The 14,447-nt window shown below is 34.7% G+C and carries 15 protein-coding genes; 5 read left to right on the top strand and 10 right to left on the bottom strand.

From position 1 onward, the window contains the following. Positions 1–35 precede the first annotated feature (35 nt). From QWZ06_RS06205 to QWZ06_RS06195, 3 genes are all read right to left on the bottom strand, one after another. Complete coding sequence (locus QWZ06_RS06205) at positions 36–881, bottom strand: helix-turn-helix domain-containing protein (protein ID WP_290296512.1); 846 nt, start codon at positions 879–881, stop codon at positions 36–38. Between the two features lie 389 nt (positions 882–1,270). Continuing rightward, entirely contained in the window at positions 1,271–1,942 is a 672-nt protein-coding gene (locus QWZ06_RS06200) for an ankyrin repeat domain-containing protein (RefSeq protein ID WP_290296510.1), read from the bottom strand. Between the two features lie 17 nt (positions 1,943–1,959). Further along, positions 1,960–3,294: an amidohydrolase gene (locus tag QWZ06_RS06195; protein ID WP_290296509.1), complete on the bottom strand. Its 1,335-nt coding sequence runs from the start codon at positions 3,292–3,294 to the stop codon at positions 1,960–1,962. A 256-nt stretch (positions 3,295–3,550) separates the two neighbouring features. On the opposite strand from QWZ06_RS06195, the gene QWZ06_RS06190 reads away from it, so the two are divergent. Both QWZ06_RS06190 and QWZ06_RS06185 read left to right on the top strand, forming a co-directional pair. Next, entirely contained in the window at positions 3,551–3,904 is a 354-nt protein-coding gene (locus QWZ06_RS06190; protein WP_290296507.1) for a phage tail-like protein, read from the top strand. A gap of 54 nt (positions 3,905–3,958) precedes the next feature. Continuing rightward, a complete protein-coding gene (locus QWZ06_RS06185) occupies positions 3,959–4,312 on the top strand; it encodes a phage tail-like protein (RefSeq protein WP_290296505.1) in 354 nt (117 codons plus the stop codon). Positions 4,313–4,368: 56 nt separating this feature from the next. On the opposite strand, the gene hemL is transcribed toward QWZ06_RS06185, so the two are convergent. The 5 genes from hemL to QWZ06_RS06160 all read right to left on the bottom strand — a co-directional run bounded on the left by hemL (position 4,369) and on the right by QWZ06_RS06160 (position 9,277). Continuing rightward, complete coding sequence (gene hemL, locus QWZ06_RS06180; RefSeq protein ID WP_290296504.1) at positions 4,369–5,658, bottom strand: glutamate-1-semialdehyde 2,1-aminomutase; 1,290 nt, start codon at positions 5,656–5,658, stop codon at positions 4,369–4,371. A gap of 17 nt (positions 5,659–5,675) precedes the next feature. Further along, positions 5,676–6,629 (bottom strand): hypothetical protein, encoded by a 954-nt coding sequence (locus QWZ06_RS06175; RefSeq protein WP_290296502.1) that lies wholly within the window; start codon positions 6,627–6,629, stop codon positions 5,676–5,678. Positions 6,630–6,659: 30 nt separating this feature from the next. Next, a complete protein-coding gene (locus tag QWZ06_RS06170; protein WP_290296500.1) occupies positions 6,660–7,718 on the bottom strand; it encodes a glucosaminidase domain-containing protein in 1,059 nt (352 codons plus the stop codon). Positions 7,719–7,733: 15 nt separating this feature from the next. Further along, the gene (locus QWZ06_RS06165; protein ID WP_290296498.1) at positions 7,734–8,642 is read right to left on the bottom strand and encodes a 1-aminocyclopropane-1-carboxylate deaminase/D-cysteine desulfhydrase; all 909 of its coding nucleotides are present in this window, start codon (positions 8,640–8,642) and stop codon (positions 7,734–7,736) included. Positions 8,643–8,938: 296 nt separating this feature from the next. Next, entirely contained in the window at positions 8,939–9,277 is a 339-nt protein-coding gene (locus tag QWZ06_RS06160; protein ID WP_290296495.1) for a hypothetical protein, read from the bottom strand. Between the two features lie 40 nt (positions 9,278–9,317). On the opposite strand from QWZ06_RS06160, the gene QWZ06_RS06155 reads away from it, so the two are divergent. Next, on the top strand, positions 9,318–9,500 hold the full coding sequence (locus tag QWZ06_RS06155; RefSeq protein ID WP_034745671.1) for a C1orf53 family protein: 183 nt from the start codon (positions 9,318–9,320) through the stop codon (positions 9,498–9,500). A 1-nt stretch (position 9,501) separates the two neighbouring features. Further along, complete coding sequence (locus QWZ06_RS06150; protein ID WP_290296489.1) at positions 9,502–10,029, top strand: DUF4136 domain-containing protein; 528 nt, start codon at positions 9,502–9,504, stop codon at positions 10,027–10,029. A gap of 159 nt (positions 10,030–10,188) precedes the next feature. Here the strand turns inward: QWZ06_RS06150 and QWZ06_RS06145 are convergent, their stop codons facing one another. Continuing rightward, complete coding sequence (locus QWZ06_RS06145; RefSeq protein WP_290296487.1) at positions 10,189–11,265, bottom strand: acyltransferase family protein; 1,077 nt, start codon at positions 11,263–11,265, stop codon at positions 10,189–10,191. A 258-nt stretch (positions 11,266–11,523) separates the two neighbouring features. Between QWZ06_RS06145 and QWZ06_RS06140 the strand changes: the two genes are divergently transcribed. Further along, on the top strand, positions 11,524–13,314 hold the full coding sequence (locus tag QWZ06_RS06140) for an endonuclease (protein ID WP_290296485.1): 1,791 nt from the start codon (positions 11,524–11,526) through the stop codon (positions 13,312–13,314). Between the two features lie 589 nt (positions 13,315–13,903). Here the strand turns inward: QWZ06_RS06140 and QWZ06_RS06135 are convergent. Then, positions 13,904–14,383: a hypothetical protein gene (locus QWZ06_RS06135; RefSeq protein ID WP_290296483.1), complete on the bottom strand. Its 480-nt coding sequence runs from the start codon at positions 14,381–14,383 to the stop codon at positions 13,904–13,906. Positions 14,384–14,447: the final 64 nt, after the last annotated feature.

Genomic DNA, 14,447 nt, shown 5'->3' with positions numbered 1-14,447 from the left:
AACCGGTGTATCAATTATGTCTTGTTTTGTATAAATTATTCCTTGAATTGAGAAGGTGTCATTCCCGTTTGCATTTTAAAGAATTTCGAAAAACTGGCATGATCATAGAACCCAAGATCATATACAATATCTTTTACAGACATTTCCGAGACTTTCAAAAGACGCTTCGCTTCCAGTAAAATACGATCCTGAATAAGGGAGGAAGCAGAAGCATTGAGATTCTTTTTACAGACAATATTCAGATAATTAGCTGATATATTCAACTTGTCCGCATAAAAAGACACTGATCTTTCTGTTCTGAAATGCTCATCAATCAGATGCAGAAATTTGGAAATAATCGGATTTGAATGATATACTTCAAAATCTTTGAAAGCACCTTCCACAGTTTTACTCACCAATAAACCAATCAGCTCGCTTCTCTTTTGGATCAGTTCCCAAAATACTTTTTCACCACTCAATTCTTTTTGAATGGCCTGAAACTCGTATAAAAATGTTTTAAAAACATCCTGAGAAAGGTTGATGACCGGATGATTCTGATAATAAGAAGCTGAAAACCTTAATGAAGGCAAAAAGCTTTCAAACCAATCTCTGCTGATCATCAATTGATAGCCTACTGTTTCCTTTTCAATCACCCATTGATGTACCTGATCGGGAAAAACAAGATGAATCTGATGATCTTTTACCTGATATTCTGTGAAATCTATGGTATGGGAACCCACGCCATGCTCAAAAAGATTGATGATAAAAAAGTCATGTTTATGAGGATCATCAATGGAACGTGCTCCGTAGAGTTCATTGAACAGCAAATTACAGCCTTTAAGCTGGTTCTCGCTAAACTCCTGAATTCCCAAGATGGGAAAATGATCTGTATGATAACTCACCTACCTGAATTTCTTTTAAAATTAATAAAATTTACGAGAGAAAACATTAAAATAGCCACAAAAGAAACAAATGGATCCTTTGTGGCTAAAACACCAACTAAATTATATATCTGAATTTTATTAATTATACGTCTTGGAAATCTTTAAATCATCTCAAATAGGGCAAAGAATCATATTCTTCTGTTAAACAATCCATTTGTAGCTAATCTATGTGACCTTTAGTTTGTAAACTTAATTCCTTTTTACAAATTAGATAATAATGCTAAAAGGTAAATGTTTGAATCGCTACGGCGCGAAGATTTAACTAGTTATGCTGTTTTTAAGGCGCAAGGATTTTATCTCCGATAAAATTGAATACTGTTGATTTTACAATCTGTAAATATTATTTTTTATGATTTTAGGATCAAAGCAATTTCATCAAATCCTAATGATTCCGCATGTTGTAAAGGGGTTTTGCCTGCATGATCAGGAATCGTAAGATCGGCTCCGTTATCCTTCAATATCTGTACAATTTCTTGATATTTTTGAGTTCCGTTTCCAAGGATTACCGCTTCCATTAAAGCTGTCCATCCTAATTTGTTTACATGATTGATTGGAAAGCCTTTTGTTTTCACCAAAACTTTCACAGTTTCTACATGTCCGCGTTCACAGGCAGGAATTAAAGCAGTTCCATTGTAACGGTTGAACAAATCGAAACGGGCTCCATTTTCCAAATATAATTTCACCAATTCCGTTTGTCCACTTGCTCCGGCGTATAAAAATGAACTGTCTAACTGATCATCCTGAAGATTGACATCCGCTTTATAGGAAACCAATAATTTAGCCATTTCAGCATGTTTCTCAATGGTTGCAATGAGCAGCAAGGAACGTCCTTTTTGGTCTCGGGTATTCACATCTGTTCCATTTTCCAGCGCAGATTTTACGGCAGAAATATTATTTTTCTTTACCTGATTAATGATGTCTTTTTCCTGCATGATCTCTTCGTTTGGAAAATCACCAGATTTCTCCTGACAGGCACTCAGACTTCCGAATGCTAAAAGAAATACCAATATTTTCTTCATTTTAGATTAATATTTATTTAAAAAACGACATTTCCCTGGTGTACCAATGATTCCACATTTGAAATTCTTGATACTGCTTCAGCAGAACAGCTTGCATTCAACAGGACAAAATCTGCTTTATCGCCTGCTTTAGGCCATTGCTGAGTTCCTTTATCATCTAACGGAAGGATATTTCCTGTTGCCAGTTTTAAGCTTCTTGATAATAAAAATTCTGTTGAATATCCGTACAGTTGCGCCATTAAATTGGCTTTCTGAAGGACACTTCCGGTTCCGAAAGTATTCCAATGGTCTATAATACTATCATTTCCTGTCAGCACCGTTACATTATGCTTATATAAAGTCGGAATTGGCATAATCATTCTTCCGAAAGGAATGGTTGAAACAATTCCTATTTGTGCTTCTGCTAGTTTTTCGGCAATAGCTTCTTGTTTTGCTTCATCCAGCTTTGCCAGTATAAAACAGTGGCTCAGATAAGTTTTTCCTTTTAAAGAAGGATTTTCATTCACTTGTTTAATAAGATACTCTACTGTTTTCAACCCGGAATCTCCGGTTTCATGCAAATGGATATCTATTCCTTTTTTATTATCCAGAGCTAATTGAACTGTAAAATCCATTACTTTTTCAATATTTCCATCTACATTAAAGGGATCTACTCCGCCAATAAAATCTATATCCATTTTCGCAGCCTCCTTCAGATAAGGAACTGAGTCGGTATAAAATACACCATGTTGTGGGAAAGCTACTAATTCGGCTCCAAAGCTTTTCTTTTTATTGTCTAAAGCTTTCTGTAGATTTTTTAATGACTGAAGTTTTGAAGTAGGTTCAATATTCACATGACTCCTTGCATAAGATGTCCCTTTTGATTGCAATAATTCAATCAATTTTTCAGCTTTGAATGTTGAATTTTTCAACATGTCGGGAAGCATTTTCTGCTCCAGCTCAATCATTCCCTTTACGCCACCAGTTCTTTTTCTTACGGCCTGCCATTTATCCCCATAAAAAGTCTTATCCAAATGAATGTGCATATCTTTAAAGGCCGGAAGCATCAATAATCCTTTTGCATCTATAGCTTTTGCATTGGGTTGGTTCGGAACAATTTTTGAAATCTTTCCGTTTTCAACTTCAACATAAAAAAGGTCTGTCTTTGTTGCAGAAACTTCCCCCTCATCATATTCAAAACCTGTTTCTAAACGAACATTTTTAAGACTCAATTTTCCTTTTGCTGAAATATTTTTCTCATCGAAAAAAGGAGATGCTGTCATAATATTAGGTATTAAAGTTAGCCCTGCTACTGCCAATGCTGAATTTCTGATAAAATCTTTGCGGGACATATTATTGTCTGAAGTCTTCATTTCCAATCTATTTATGACAAAATTAAAAAGAAGTGTTCTGAACACAGTGTATGGTTTATTACAAAATCTGTATCATTTATATTTTTTACCATTGTAATAAAAATCTCTATAATAATACATTATTAATTATATTCTCTCCAAAATAATTTCTTATACACACATTATCAATCTATAAATCAAACCCTTTAATACATTTCATGCAATACAATATGAACTTTATTTTTTTTGTATAATTTATATTTGTAAGAAAAATAACATGAAAAAATTGATTAGTTTGATTTTAATGGGTACGGCATCAATTGCGTTTGCCCAAGTAGGTATTAATACCGAAAATCCTAAAGCAACTCTGGATGTTACCGCAAAAAAAGATGCTTTAGCCATTGAAGGTTTATTACCTCCAAGATTAACCCGTGCAGAACTTACAGAGAAAGGCAATACTTTATATGGAACAGAACAGGAGGGTGCCATAATATACATCAATGATGCTTCCGGAGGCGATCAACAAAGCCAAAGAGAATACATTGAAGGTAAGGGGCTTTATATCTTTGATGCGGAAGCTTCCAACAAAGAAGGAAGATGGATGTGCTTATATTGTTACGCTGTTCTTTAATCAACTTATAAATAAAAAAAGAGACTGGATTTTAAATTTACCATTGAAAAAAATATGAAAAAATTAATTAGCATTATTTCGATATGTGCAACTTCTATTGTATTTGCCCAAACAGGGATCAACACAGCAACTCCTAAAGCAACTCTTGACATTACTGCAAAAAAGGACGTTTTAACCATTGATGGGTTATTACCTCCCAGATTAACCCGTGCAGAACTTACAGAAAAAGGAAATACTTTATATGGAATGGAACAGGATGGTATCATCATCTATATTAATGATATTTCCGGAGGAGACAGACAGAGCCAAAGAGAGTATATAGAAAGTAAAGGCCTCTATATCTTCGATGCTGAAGCCGCTAACAAGGAAGGACGATGGATGTGCTTATTCTGTTATGGTTTTGCTTAATAGATTTAATTACAGAGACAAAAAAGAGACTGCCTTTTGAGACAGTCTCTTGTTATTTATAAATTGGAATATTCAAATTTCCTTACGGCTTCCAGTGTCATATCAATTTCTTTTTCTTTGATCGCATCGCTGATAAAGTACGTTTCATATCCACTTGGTGGCAGATACACTCCATTTTGAAGCATCTGGTGGAAGAAATTGTTGAACAATGAATGATTCGCTTCCTGTGCCTCATCAAAGTTTGAAACTCTGTTGGTATGGAAGAAAACAGACATCATAGACCCTTTTCTGTTGATCTTATGAGCAATTCCTTTTTCATTTAAGATCTTTCCAATTTCAAGATCTAAAGTTTGGGTTGTTTTGCTTAATCTGTTGAAGAATTCAGGATCGTTTTTAATCAGTTGAAGTGTTTTTAATCCCGCTCTCATGGCTAATGGGTTTCCACTTAATGTTCCGGCCTGATATACTCCTCCTTTTGGAGCCAGGTGATCCATAATTTCGTTTCTTCCCGCAAAAGCTCCCACCGGAAGTCCACCTCCGATTACTTTACCATAAGTTACCAAATCTGCTTTTACATCAAAAAGTTCCTGTGCACCACCGAATGCCAATCTGAATCCGGTCATTACCTCATCAAAAATCAACAAAGCTCCGTTTTCATCACAGATCTTTCTTAGGTTTTGTAAGAAATTATTTTCAGGTAATACACAGCCCATATTTCCGGCAACCGGTTCAATAATTACAGCGGCAATTTCTCCCTGGTTGTGACGGAATAAGTCTTCAACCTGTTCAAAATCATTGTAACGCGCCAATAATGTATCTTTTGCAGTACCTTCTGTTACGCCTGGAGAGTTTGGATTTCCAAAAGTAGCCGCACCACTTCCTGCTTTAATCAGAAAAGAATCTGAATGACCATGATAACAGCCTTCGAATTTTACGATCTTATCTCTTTTAGTATATCCTCTCGCCAGTCTTACGGCGCTCATACACGCCTCTGTTCCTGAAGAAACCATTCTGATCTGGTCGATATTAGGAACATTTTCGATGATGAATTTGGCAATTTCAGTTTCCAGTTCTGTAGGAGCACCAAAAGAGAATCCTTTTTCTGCCTGGATTTTTAATTCTTCCAAAACTTCTGGATGTGTGTGTCCTAAAATGGCAGGTCCCCATGAATTGATGTAATCGATATACGTATTATCATCGGCATCAGTAAGGTAAGCACCTTTTGCTGATTTCATGAAAACAGGGACTCCTCCCACTGATTTGAATGCTCTTACCGGAGAGTTTACGCCTCCCGGAATGTATTTGTAGGCTTCATCAAATAAAGCCGAACTTCTTTGATATTTCATTTTCTATTTTTTATTGTTTAACCCTCAAAGTAAAGGGTACCATCTTCTCCTGCATAATTTTTCTTCCCATTGATCATGATAAAATACAGCTGAAAAGGATTACCATTTTTCAAAAGCTGTACAGCAGGTTCAAACTTTCCATCTAATACCTTATTGTTGGGAAGAATTGTTCTAAAAATTAAATTATTCTGATGATTGGGATCTGGTTCTGAAAGATACACCAACTGATAGTCATTTATCAAAGTAATTTCATGATATTTATTAGGATATACCTCGCGGGAATATACATCTACGAGCCCCATTAAATTAGAGGTATTGATCGTATAAATATAAGGAACCCCTCTATAATACTGCCATCCTATATGTGCCAGCTCCGGTGTATTCAAAAATATCTTCTTAAGTTTAGGAATATAAATTCCGATAGATGTATCACCGCCCTCAATTTCAATAAAATCTCTTTTAAAAGTCAGGTCATATTGATCATTATCATAAGGATACAACATTTCAATATCTTCATCACTAAGATCATCCCAGCTTAAGACGATTTTTTTTACATCTTTACTGTATAATGGATTTATTCCAAATCCACTGTCATTAACCGGAGGTCTTTCAATTTGGATTTGTTTTTCCAGTCTCATTCTTGTTATCATGGAATAATAATAGTAATCCCATCCATCAAAAACCAAAAATTTACCATCATCCACAGCTATTGGTTTATTGGAAATAAATGGCATAACTGCTATTGAATTGGCGTCAATGATTCCAAATTTACCATTTTGCTCCGCATGAAAACCTTTCGCAGAATCATCATACCAGCTTATGTTGTTATATTGTGGTTGTACTGCTATAAATTTCCTGGCATCACATAATCCCCACAATTCACCTTTTCTGTAAGGAATATAATTCTGTTCCTGAGAAAATATTGTACATGACATCAACATCAAAAATATCCAAAGATACTTGGAAGTCATATTTACTATTTTCATGGGAGTAAAGGGGTATTAATTTCTTGGTTTCTTATCTATCAAATAAATCAACTGCCCAGCAGATGGCTGTTGTCCTTCATCCATTCTGTTTTTAGCATATAATTTATGTAATTTGATTCCGAATTTCTGGGCGATGTCATGCATATCTTCTCCTGACATTGCTTTGTAAGTAGCTGTATTTCCTGATGAGTTTTTAGATTCAAGAAACACGATGTCGTTTTTCTTCAATGTTTCATTTTCTAACTCATTCCACTTCATAAGGCGGCTTTCGCTGACTTTGAATTTATTGGCAATGAATTTAATATCTGTATCTTCAGGGATTACGATGTATTTCAGACCATCATTGGGGTGGCTTTTGATCAAAATGGAATTAAGAATTTCCGCTTTTGTCTTAATTCTTTCCACTCTTTTCTGCTGCTGCGCATAAGAAGTCTGCTTATAAGGAACTTCTACGGTAACCGGATCTTTTGCTTTTTTTACTGCTTTACCAGGTTCCAGCTGTGCCATGAAGGTTCTGTCGTCCTTCAAGTCCGGATACATTTTAAGAACGGCATACAACACCTCAGTAGAACTGGTATTGTCGTATTCGTATAATTTATACTTTTCAATCTTTGTAATTAAGATAGAGGCATAACGAGGATTGGTTGCATAGCCTGCTTTTTTCAAACCGTAAGCCCATGCTCTATAATCCTTCATGTCCAGATTGAAAAGATTGGCGTAGTATTTTCTAGTGGATAAAAAGATCGAATGATCTTCATAAGACTGTCTTGGGTCATCATATACACGGAAACATTCATTAGGAGCATCGTCCGTATGTTTCATCGTTTTACCTGCCCAATCTTCTTTACATTTTATTCCGAAGTGGTTTTTTCCTTCCTGTGCCAATCTGCTTTGCCCGCCTCCTGTTTCAAGAAGCCCCTGAGCAAGGGTAATAGAAGCTGGAATTTTGTACTTTTCCATTTCCTCTACTGCATATTTAGCAAATTTCTGGATGTACTGATCTTCGGTTGCCCAACTTTGGGCAGAAAACTTTGATAAAACTAAAAGGCTTATGGATAGGAAAAGTCTTTTCATGTTTTTCAATTTTACTTATATAATTAAATTTCTATTCTGTTTTTCCAAAAGCAGATTAGCTCCCTCAATCCCCTGTAGGCCACCAGTATGAAAGCACAATATTCTGCTGTTCTCAGGAAAGTATCCTTCTTCAATGAGTTCAAAAACTTTCTGCATCATCTTTCCTGTATAAATCGGTTCCAGAGGAATATCGTATTTCTCTTTGAAATCATTGATAAAACGGATATTTTCATCACTTATTTTACCATAACCTCCAAAACATGAATCTATTAGATTAAAATTCTGTTTCAAAGTTAATTCAAATATTTTATTTTCAAGTGAAGCATCGTCAACGACTTTAAATCCTATAACTTTCTGATTATCTTCACAAAATTTTGAAATCCCGGCAATGGTTCCTCCAGTTCCAACTGCGGTGCAAAGATAGTCAAAATCTTTTGTTTGCTTATTGAGCATCATTTTCACCCCTTCTACAGCCTCCTCATTCGTTCCTCCTTCCGGAACTACCAGGGCTTCCGGAAACTCCTGCTGCAGGAATTCTGTCAGTTTTTCTTTGTGACGGTATTCTTCGCGGGTGACAAATTTCAGGTTCATTCCATTTCTTTTGGCAAACAATAAAGTGGGATTGTCCCGCCACTTATGCTGTAACTCTTCACCTCTGATAATTCCTAATGTGGGAATGCCTGCAAGATTTCCTACGGCAGAAACAGCTGCAATATGATTGGAAAAAGCTCCTCCAAACGTAATGATATAAGGTTTTTCCGGATTATTTTCCAGATAATGATTGACATTATAAAACAGTTTCCAGTATTTATTACCTGAAATCTGGGGATGGATAAGATCTTCTCTTTTTATGAAAAGTTTTATGTTTCTATGAATCTGAATTTCCTGAATAGGAATAGGTTCTGTAGGGAGTTGTAATAGCATTTTAGTGTTTGGAAATACTCATGGTTTATGAATGCAAAAATAATAAAAGATTACTTATGAGTTTTTCCTTGATCTTCAAGCATTTTCAGGGAGGCTATATTGTTTAGGTTTCGGCTAAAGCCGGATGAATTTTTATTTTATTTATTAGGCGGGCTAAAGCCCACCTCTATTGATGTTGATATCTGTATGAATAATTAACGTTTAATCAAAAGGATGGGATAAAGCCCACCCCTATTGATGTTGATATCCGCATGGATAATAGATGTTTAACGATAACATCTTTTATCTTTTATCTTTTATCTTTTATCTTTCAAATACTTCCGAAAACTCCAGAATCTCCTTTCACCTAGGTAATTCAGATTGTTTTCATTGGCATAGGCCTCTCTTTCGAATGAGATTCTCATATAGGCTTTATAGCCGTCTTTCAGTTTAAAAAACCAATAGTAATATTCGATGACATAGAAGAGGTAGAAAAAGATGATCAGCATCTCCAGCTGTTGGCGTAAGTGGATCTTTTCATGATTGATAAGTGTATTATTTTCCTTATCTTCGGGTTTCCTAATGAAGATAAAGGGAAAAAGAGCAATGCCGTTAATTTTTAGTTTTTTTAATGGCTTTTGGCATACAATTATCATACTAACAAATATAAAAAGTTTTTTGACTTGCATTTAACTTATGGCCCATTATGACATCAAAGAAGGTGAAGACTTTTATTATAATGAACAGGGATACAAGGTTTTTACAGAAAAATTCCATCTAAAAAGAGGGCATTGCTGTAAAAGCGGCTGCAGACACTGTCCTTACGGGTACGATAAAAAGACTGATACATTCATTAAAAATGATAAAAAAAATAAATAAAATGAAAAAATATATTTTTATTTTGTTGGCATCAGCTACATTAGGTTTAACTTCTTGTAGCCCTTTTCAGGTACGTTCAGACTATGCTGAAACCGCCAATTTCAATTCTTATAAAACCTACAAAATAAGAATTGACGATCTAAAATTGAATGATATTGATAAAGATAGAGTTCTGAATGAGCTTTCAAGACAACTTCAAAGTAAAGGACTTCAGTCCGGAGAGAACCCAGATCTTATTGTCAACGTAAAAGCAAACCAAAAAAAAATTACGGATGTAAATACTTCTTCTCCTTACGGAATGTGGGGATGGGGTGGTCCTTTCGGATGGGGAGTTGGAATGAGCAGAACCTATACAAGCAATTATAATGAAGGTGCTCTGATCGTTGACCTTATCGATTCAAAAAGCAATAAATTAGTTTGGCAGGGTATCGGAAGCGGGATTTCTGTAGATTCTCCAAGATCTAAACAAAGACAGATTCCTGAAATCATGGCCGAGATCATGAAAAATTATCCGCCACAAAGAAAATAAGATTTTCAGCTATTATTATAAATGAGGCTGTCTCACTTTTGAGACAGCCTCATTTATTTTTTGCTCGTATCTTTTCTTATAAATAATATCTAATCCTACTCATAAATATAACAATAGAAATAGACTGTTATTTATTTTCGCTCAGTTATTTTCATACAATTAACTCAACTTATCTATCACTTTTTTTCCTAGTTTTTGACCAGGGATTTCAATTAATCTATAAAATATTGTAGACAATAGAATTGATAGGCTTATGGTAATGAAAGATCTCAACAGAAAGTTTTTCGATCCGGATTCAAAATAATCAGTAAAATTAAAATAATCTAACCAATAAAGTACGGCAATATGTACAAGGTACATACTAAAACTTATTGTACCTATATATCTGGTTACAACATTGTTTAAAATTATAAAATCATTTTTACTTAATGCGTACGCTAGAATTAAAAACCCTATACTAAATAATATATGATTAGCTAATATATTCATATAAGGCATACATAGGTGACAGAAAATCAATATTGATAATGTAAGTAAAGAAGATTTGGAAATATCACCCAAATTTTCATTTTTAATTACAATAAAGTAAAATATTAATCCTAATGCAAAAACTGGTAATTGATTGATAATATTTAAAAATAAAAAATCCTGCCACAATTGTGGATCTTCAATAAGTGGATATTTTAAAAAGTAAAATTTGATAATTGCAGTCAGAGCTGTTGTTGTTATAAAAAGAACTAAAGATTGATTTAAGTTTTTCACATAGGTAAAAAGCAATGGAACTAAAGCATAAAACATAAATTCCACTGATATTGACCAACCTCCAGGAACCAAGGTATTAATATAGTAAGGGCTTAGTCCATGAATAAATGTGATATTTGAAATAATTAGAGGAATGCTCGAAAGAGTTTTACCACCTGATTGAAAATCTATTCCAAAATTATTTTGAAAAAAATAATAAATAATACCGAGATAATACATCGGTGCAATCCTGAAGAATCGTCGAATGAAAAAATTTCTGGTTGCGTTTTTTTCTTTATTGACCCTGTTATTAAATGATAAAAATAAAGTGAAAGCACTGGCAAGGAAAAATAATTGAACCCCTCTGGCTCCCTCTTCAACAAATTTTGAAATATACCAAGGAACTTTTGTATTACCATGTTGGCCTGTATGAACAACAATTACCCCTATAATCGCCAATCCTCTTAATGCATCAATAAATTTTAGCTTATTCATTTTTAGTTTTAACAAAAATATAAAAAACAATTGAGGCTGTTTCAAAAGGCAGTCCCTTTTTTTGTTTTATCTCAGAGATAAATTACAAAGAATAGGCTTCAGGAAGCGGGTTTTGGACATATCAATTTTAAGTAATAATGACCCTATGAATTCATTTTTCATTGATTTGTGAAAGCTAAATGCTGTACATTCAAAATTAATAATAATGTAATTTTTTTTTCACAAAAATGTAGTAATCTTGTTGGAAACTTTATTAATATGAAAAAAATCATCTTATTCACTGTATTCTCGGGGCTTGCTTATGCTCAGGCTCCTTCCGGATACTATAACGCTGCCAACGGATTGAGTGGTGCTGCCCTAAAAACGGCATTAAGCAGCATTATCACTAGCGGCCATCAGGATAAAGGCTACAACGGATTATGGACTGCCTATAAAACAACTGACATTGACAAAGACTATGAAAATGACGGTTCTATTCTAGATATTTATTCAGAAAAACCTACAGGCACTGATCCTTATAAATACACTCCAGGTACTAAACAATGTGGGACCTATTCTACAGAAGGAAACTGCTATAACAGAGAGCATATTATTCCTCAGAGTTTGTTTAATGAGGCTTCACCAATGGTAGCTGATATTCATTTCATCCGCGCTACGGATGGAAAGGTGAATGGAATGAGAAGTAATTATCCTTTTGGAAAGGTAGGTTCAGCTACTTTTACTTCCCAGAATGGATCAAAGCTTGGTAATTCTGTTTCTTCCGGATATTCAGGGAAGGTTTTTGAACCGATTGATGAATTCAAAGGGGATGTAGCCCGTATGATCTTTTATTTTGTAACGCGTTATCAGAGTAAGCTTTCTTCTTTTTCTTCCGGAGATATGTTGGGAAGTTCTACTTTTCCAGGGCTTCAAACCTGGGAGCTGAATGTTCTTTTAGCGTGGCATAATCAGGATCCGGTTTCTCAGGCTGAAATCAAAAGAAATAACGCTTCTTATACTTATCAGGGTAACAGAAACCCGTTTATCGATAATCCTAGCTATGTAAATCTTATCTGGGGCTCTCAGCAACCAACATCAGATACTCAAGCTCCGACAACGGCTTCAGGACTTACAGTTTCTTCTAAAACATCCAACAGTATTTCTCTTGCCTGGAATGCATCTACTGATAATGTAGGCGTATCAGGTTATAATGTTTATATGAACGGAAGTCTGAAAACCACAGTAAGCTCAACGTCTGCTACTATTTCAGGATTAAATCCATCAACTACTTACAGCTTTTATGTAGTAGCGAAGGATGCTGCAGGAAATTCTTCATCCAACAGTTCAACAGTTTCAGGAACAACCAATGCAGGAACTACTACTCCATCTACAGATTGTACCAATGAAAACTTTGAAAGTATTCCTACTGGAAGTTCTAGCTATGCAACCCAAACGTGGAGCAATGGTGGTATTTCCTGGACTGCTACAGATTCAAGAACTGACCAGACCATCAATAATAAAGCAATTACTGTAAGAAGCGGATCATTGACATCTGGAAACTCAACAAATGGTATCGGTTCTTTAACAGTGACTACACAACTAAAATTCTCCGGAACAAGTGGAGTTCTTAATGTGAAAGTAAACGGAACAACTATAGGAACGGTTCCTTACAATACTACTGCAACGACAACAACCATTAACAATATTAATGTTTCGGGAAATGTAACGGTAAGTCTTGTGAATAACTCTTCGAGCAACAGAGTGGCTATTGATGACCTTAAGTGGACATGCTACTCAGGTTCTTCTGCGAGACAAGCTCAGCATGTTGTACCAGAGAGCACCGTACCAAGCTTTAAAATTACTACTAACCCGGTAACCAATCAGGAAATTACAGTAAAAGGTGATGTTCAGAATGTTAAAAAAGCTGAGATCTATACACTGCAAGGAAAAGTTCTACAAACGATTGACAGACCTTTCAAAAATGGGAATGTGATCAGAACTGGAGGCCTTACACAGGGTGTTTATATCTTGAAACTGGATGGTGCTTCCATGCAGTTTTTGGTAAAATAATTCAAGTATATTGATTATAGAAATGGCTGGTCTTCTTGTGAGATCGGCCATTTTTTTTGCAGATGGAGGACATTTCGGAGTTTTTTTGATGGGGTTGTTGGAAAACGCTAAGGCGCTAAGAATTTCAGCATTATTCTGTTTTTAAGGCGCAAAAAAATCTATGATTTTTGACAAGGAGAGTACTTGCTATAATATTCTATGGTTTATTCAACGATTTGCATGATCTGTTTAATCTGTGAGAGCTTTAAAATTATCTATAGAATATCTTTCTCGCAGATTCAGGAGATTTTGCAGATTTTTCTTTGATATGTTTGTTGGAAAACGCTAAAGCGCTAAGAATTTCAGCATTGTTCTGTTCTTAAGGTGCAAAAAAATCTATAATTTTTAGCAAGGAGAATATTTGTATTGTTCTTGCTACAATATTCTATGTTTTATTTAACGATCTAATTTTTCTTTTACTATCCAAAGGCTCTTTATGATCATCGTTTCAAGTAAATCAATACTATTATACTCGTTTCATTAAGATAAACATCCTAAAAAGGCCATATTTATTTGGGTATAAAAGCAGAAGTATTTGATGAAGCTTCTGTTATTTTGAAAAGTCTTTATCTTTATATATCACAAAGTTTTCGTTAAGTCGAATAATCTCATTTATTTTTGGATCAAGCTTATTGGTCTTATAAACGCTGAGAGTTGTATAATAATACTTTTTGGCAACTGTTCTCCCATTAATTGTACTTTCACTTTGCTGTTTATCTTTTGATCTGGATATTTGACAGGCATACTCTGGGGTATTCCATTGATAAACGAGTGCCCCGTCCAGAAATAAAGTTTTACGTTCCGGTTTTACATTGAATTTTTTGCTGATTATCTCAATCAAAGCCTGAAAATCTTTTTCTTCTCCGGTAAAATAGGAAACAGCATTATAAGCTACCAAAGATTTTTCAGCATTGGTTAATAAATGAAGCGTATCAAATGTAAATTTTCCTGAAACGGATAAAAACGGTTTTTCTGTTTCTTTTTTATAGATATTGTATTTGAATCCACATATCTTATCTTTTTTGTCCATTCGTCAGCATCCTTTTCTTCACAAGCTTCATTAACAAAAACAGTGTTGAATGAATTGCTCTTTG

Source organism: Chryseobacterium tructae (assembly GCF_030409875.1).
Classification (GTDB): domain Bacteria; phylum Bacteroidota; class Bacteroidia; order Flavobacteriales; family Weeksellaceae; genus Chryseobacterium; species Chryseobacterium tructae.
The sequence above is the reverse complement of the archived record's forward strand: the minus strand, read 5'-3'. Positions and strand labels throughout refer to the sequence as shown.

What these genes read in the sequence shown, in the direction of transcription:
- QWZ06_RS06170 (WP_290296500.1), bottom strand. Translation starts at nt 7,718, where the DNA reads ATGAAAAGACTTTTCCTATCCATAAGCCTTTTAGTTTTATCAAAGTTT.
- QWZ06_RS06195 (WP_290296509.1), bottom strand. Translation starts at nt 3,294, where the DNA reads ATGAAGACTTCAGACAATAATATGTCCCGCAAAGATTTTATCAGAAAT.
- QWZ06_RS06145 (WP_290296487.1), bottom strand. Translation starts at nt 11,265, where the DNA reads ATGAATAAGCTAAAATTTATTGATGCATTAAGAGGATTGGCGATTATA.
- QWZ06_RS06185 (WP_290296505.1), top strand. Translation starts at nt 3,959, where the DNA reads ATGAAAAAATTAATTAGCATTATTTCGATATGTGCAACTTCTATTGTA.
- QWZ06_RS06155 (WP_034745671.1), top strand. Translation starts at nt 9,318, where the DNA reads ATGGCCCATTATGACATCAAAGAAGGTGAAGACTTTTATTATAATGAA.
- QWZ06_RS06160 (WP_290296495.1), bottom strand. Translation starts at nt 9,277, where the DNA reads ATGATAATTGTATGCCAAAAGCCATTAAAAAAACTAAAAATTAACGGC.
- hemL (WP_290296504.1), bottom strand. Translation starts at nt 5,658, where the DNA reads ATGAAATATCAAAGAAGTTCGGCTTTATTTGATGAAGCCTACAAATAC.
- QWZ06_RS06140 (WP_290296485.1), top strand. Translation starts at nt 11,524, where the DNA reads ATGAAAAAAATCATCTTATTCACTGTATTCTCGGGGCTTGCTTATGCT.
- QWZ06_RS06165 (WP_290296498.1), bottom strand. Translation starts at nt 8,642, where the DNA reads ATGCTATTACAACTCCCTACAGAACCTATTCCTATTCAGGAAATTCAG.
- QWZ06_RS06150 (WP_290296489.1), top strand. Translation starts at nt 9,502, where the DNA reads ATGAAAAAATATATTTTTATTTTGTTGGCATCAGCTACATTAGGTTTA.
- QWZ06_RS06200 (WP_290296510.1), bottom strand. Translation starts at nt 1,942, where the DNA reads ATGAAGAAAATATTGGTATTTCTTTTAGCATTCGGAAGTCTGAGTGCC.
- QWZ06_RS06190 (WP_290296507.1), top strand. Translation starts at nt 3,551, where the DNA reads ATGAAAAAATTGATTAGTTTGATTTTAATGGGTACGGCATCAATTGCG.
- QWZ06_RS06135 (WP_290296483.1), bottom strand. Translation starts at nt 14,383, where the DNA reads ATGGACAAAAAAGATAAGATATGTGGATTCAAATACAATATCTATAAA.
- QWZ06_RS06175 (WP_290296502.1), bottom strand. Translation starts at nt 6,629, where the DNA reads ATGACTTCCAAGTATCTTTGGATATTTTTGATGTTGATGTCATGTACA.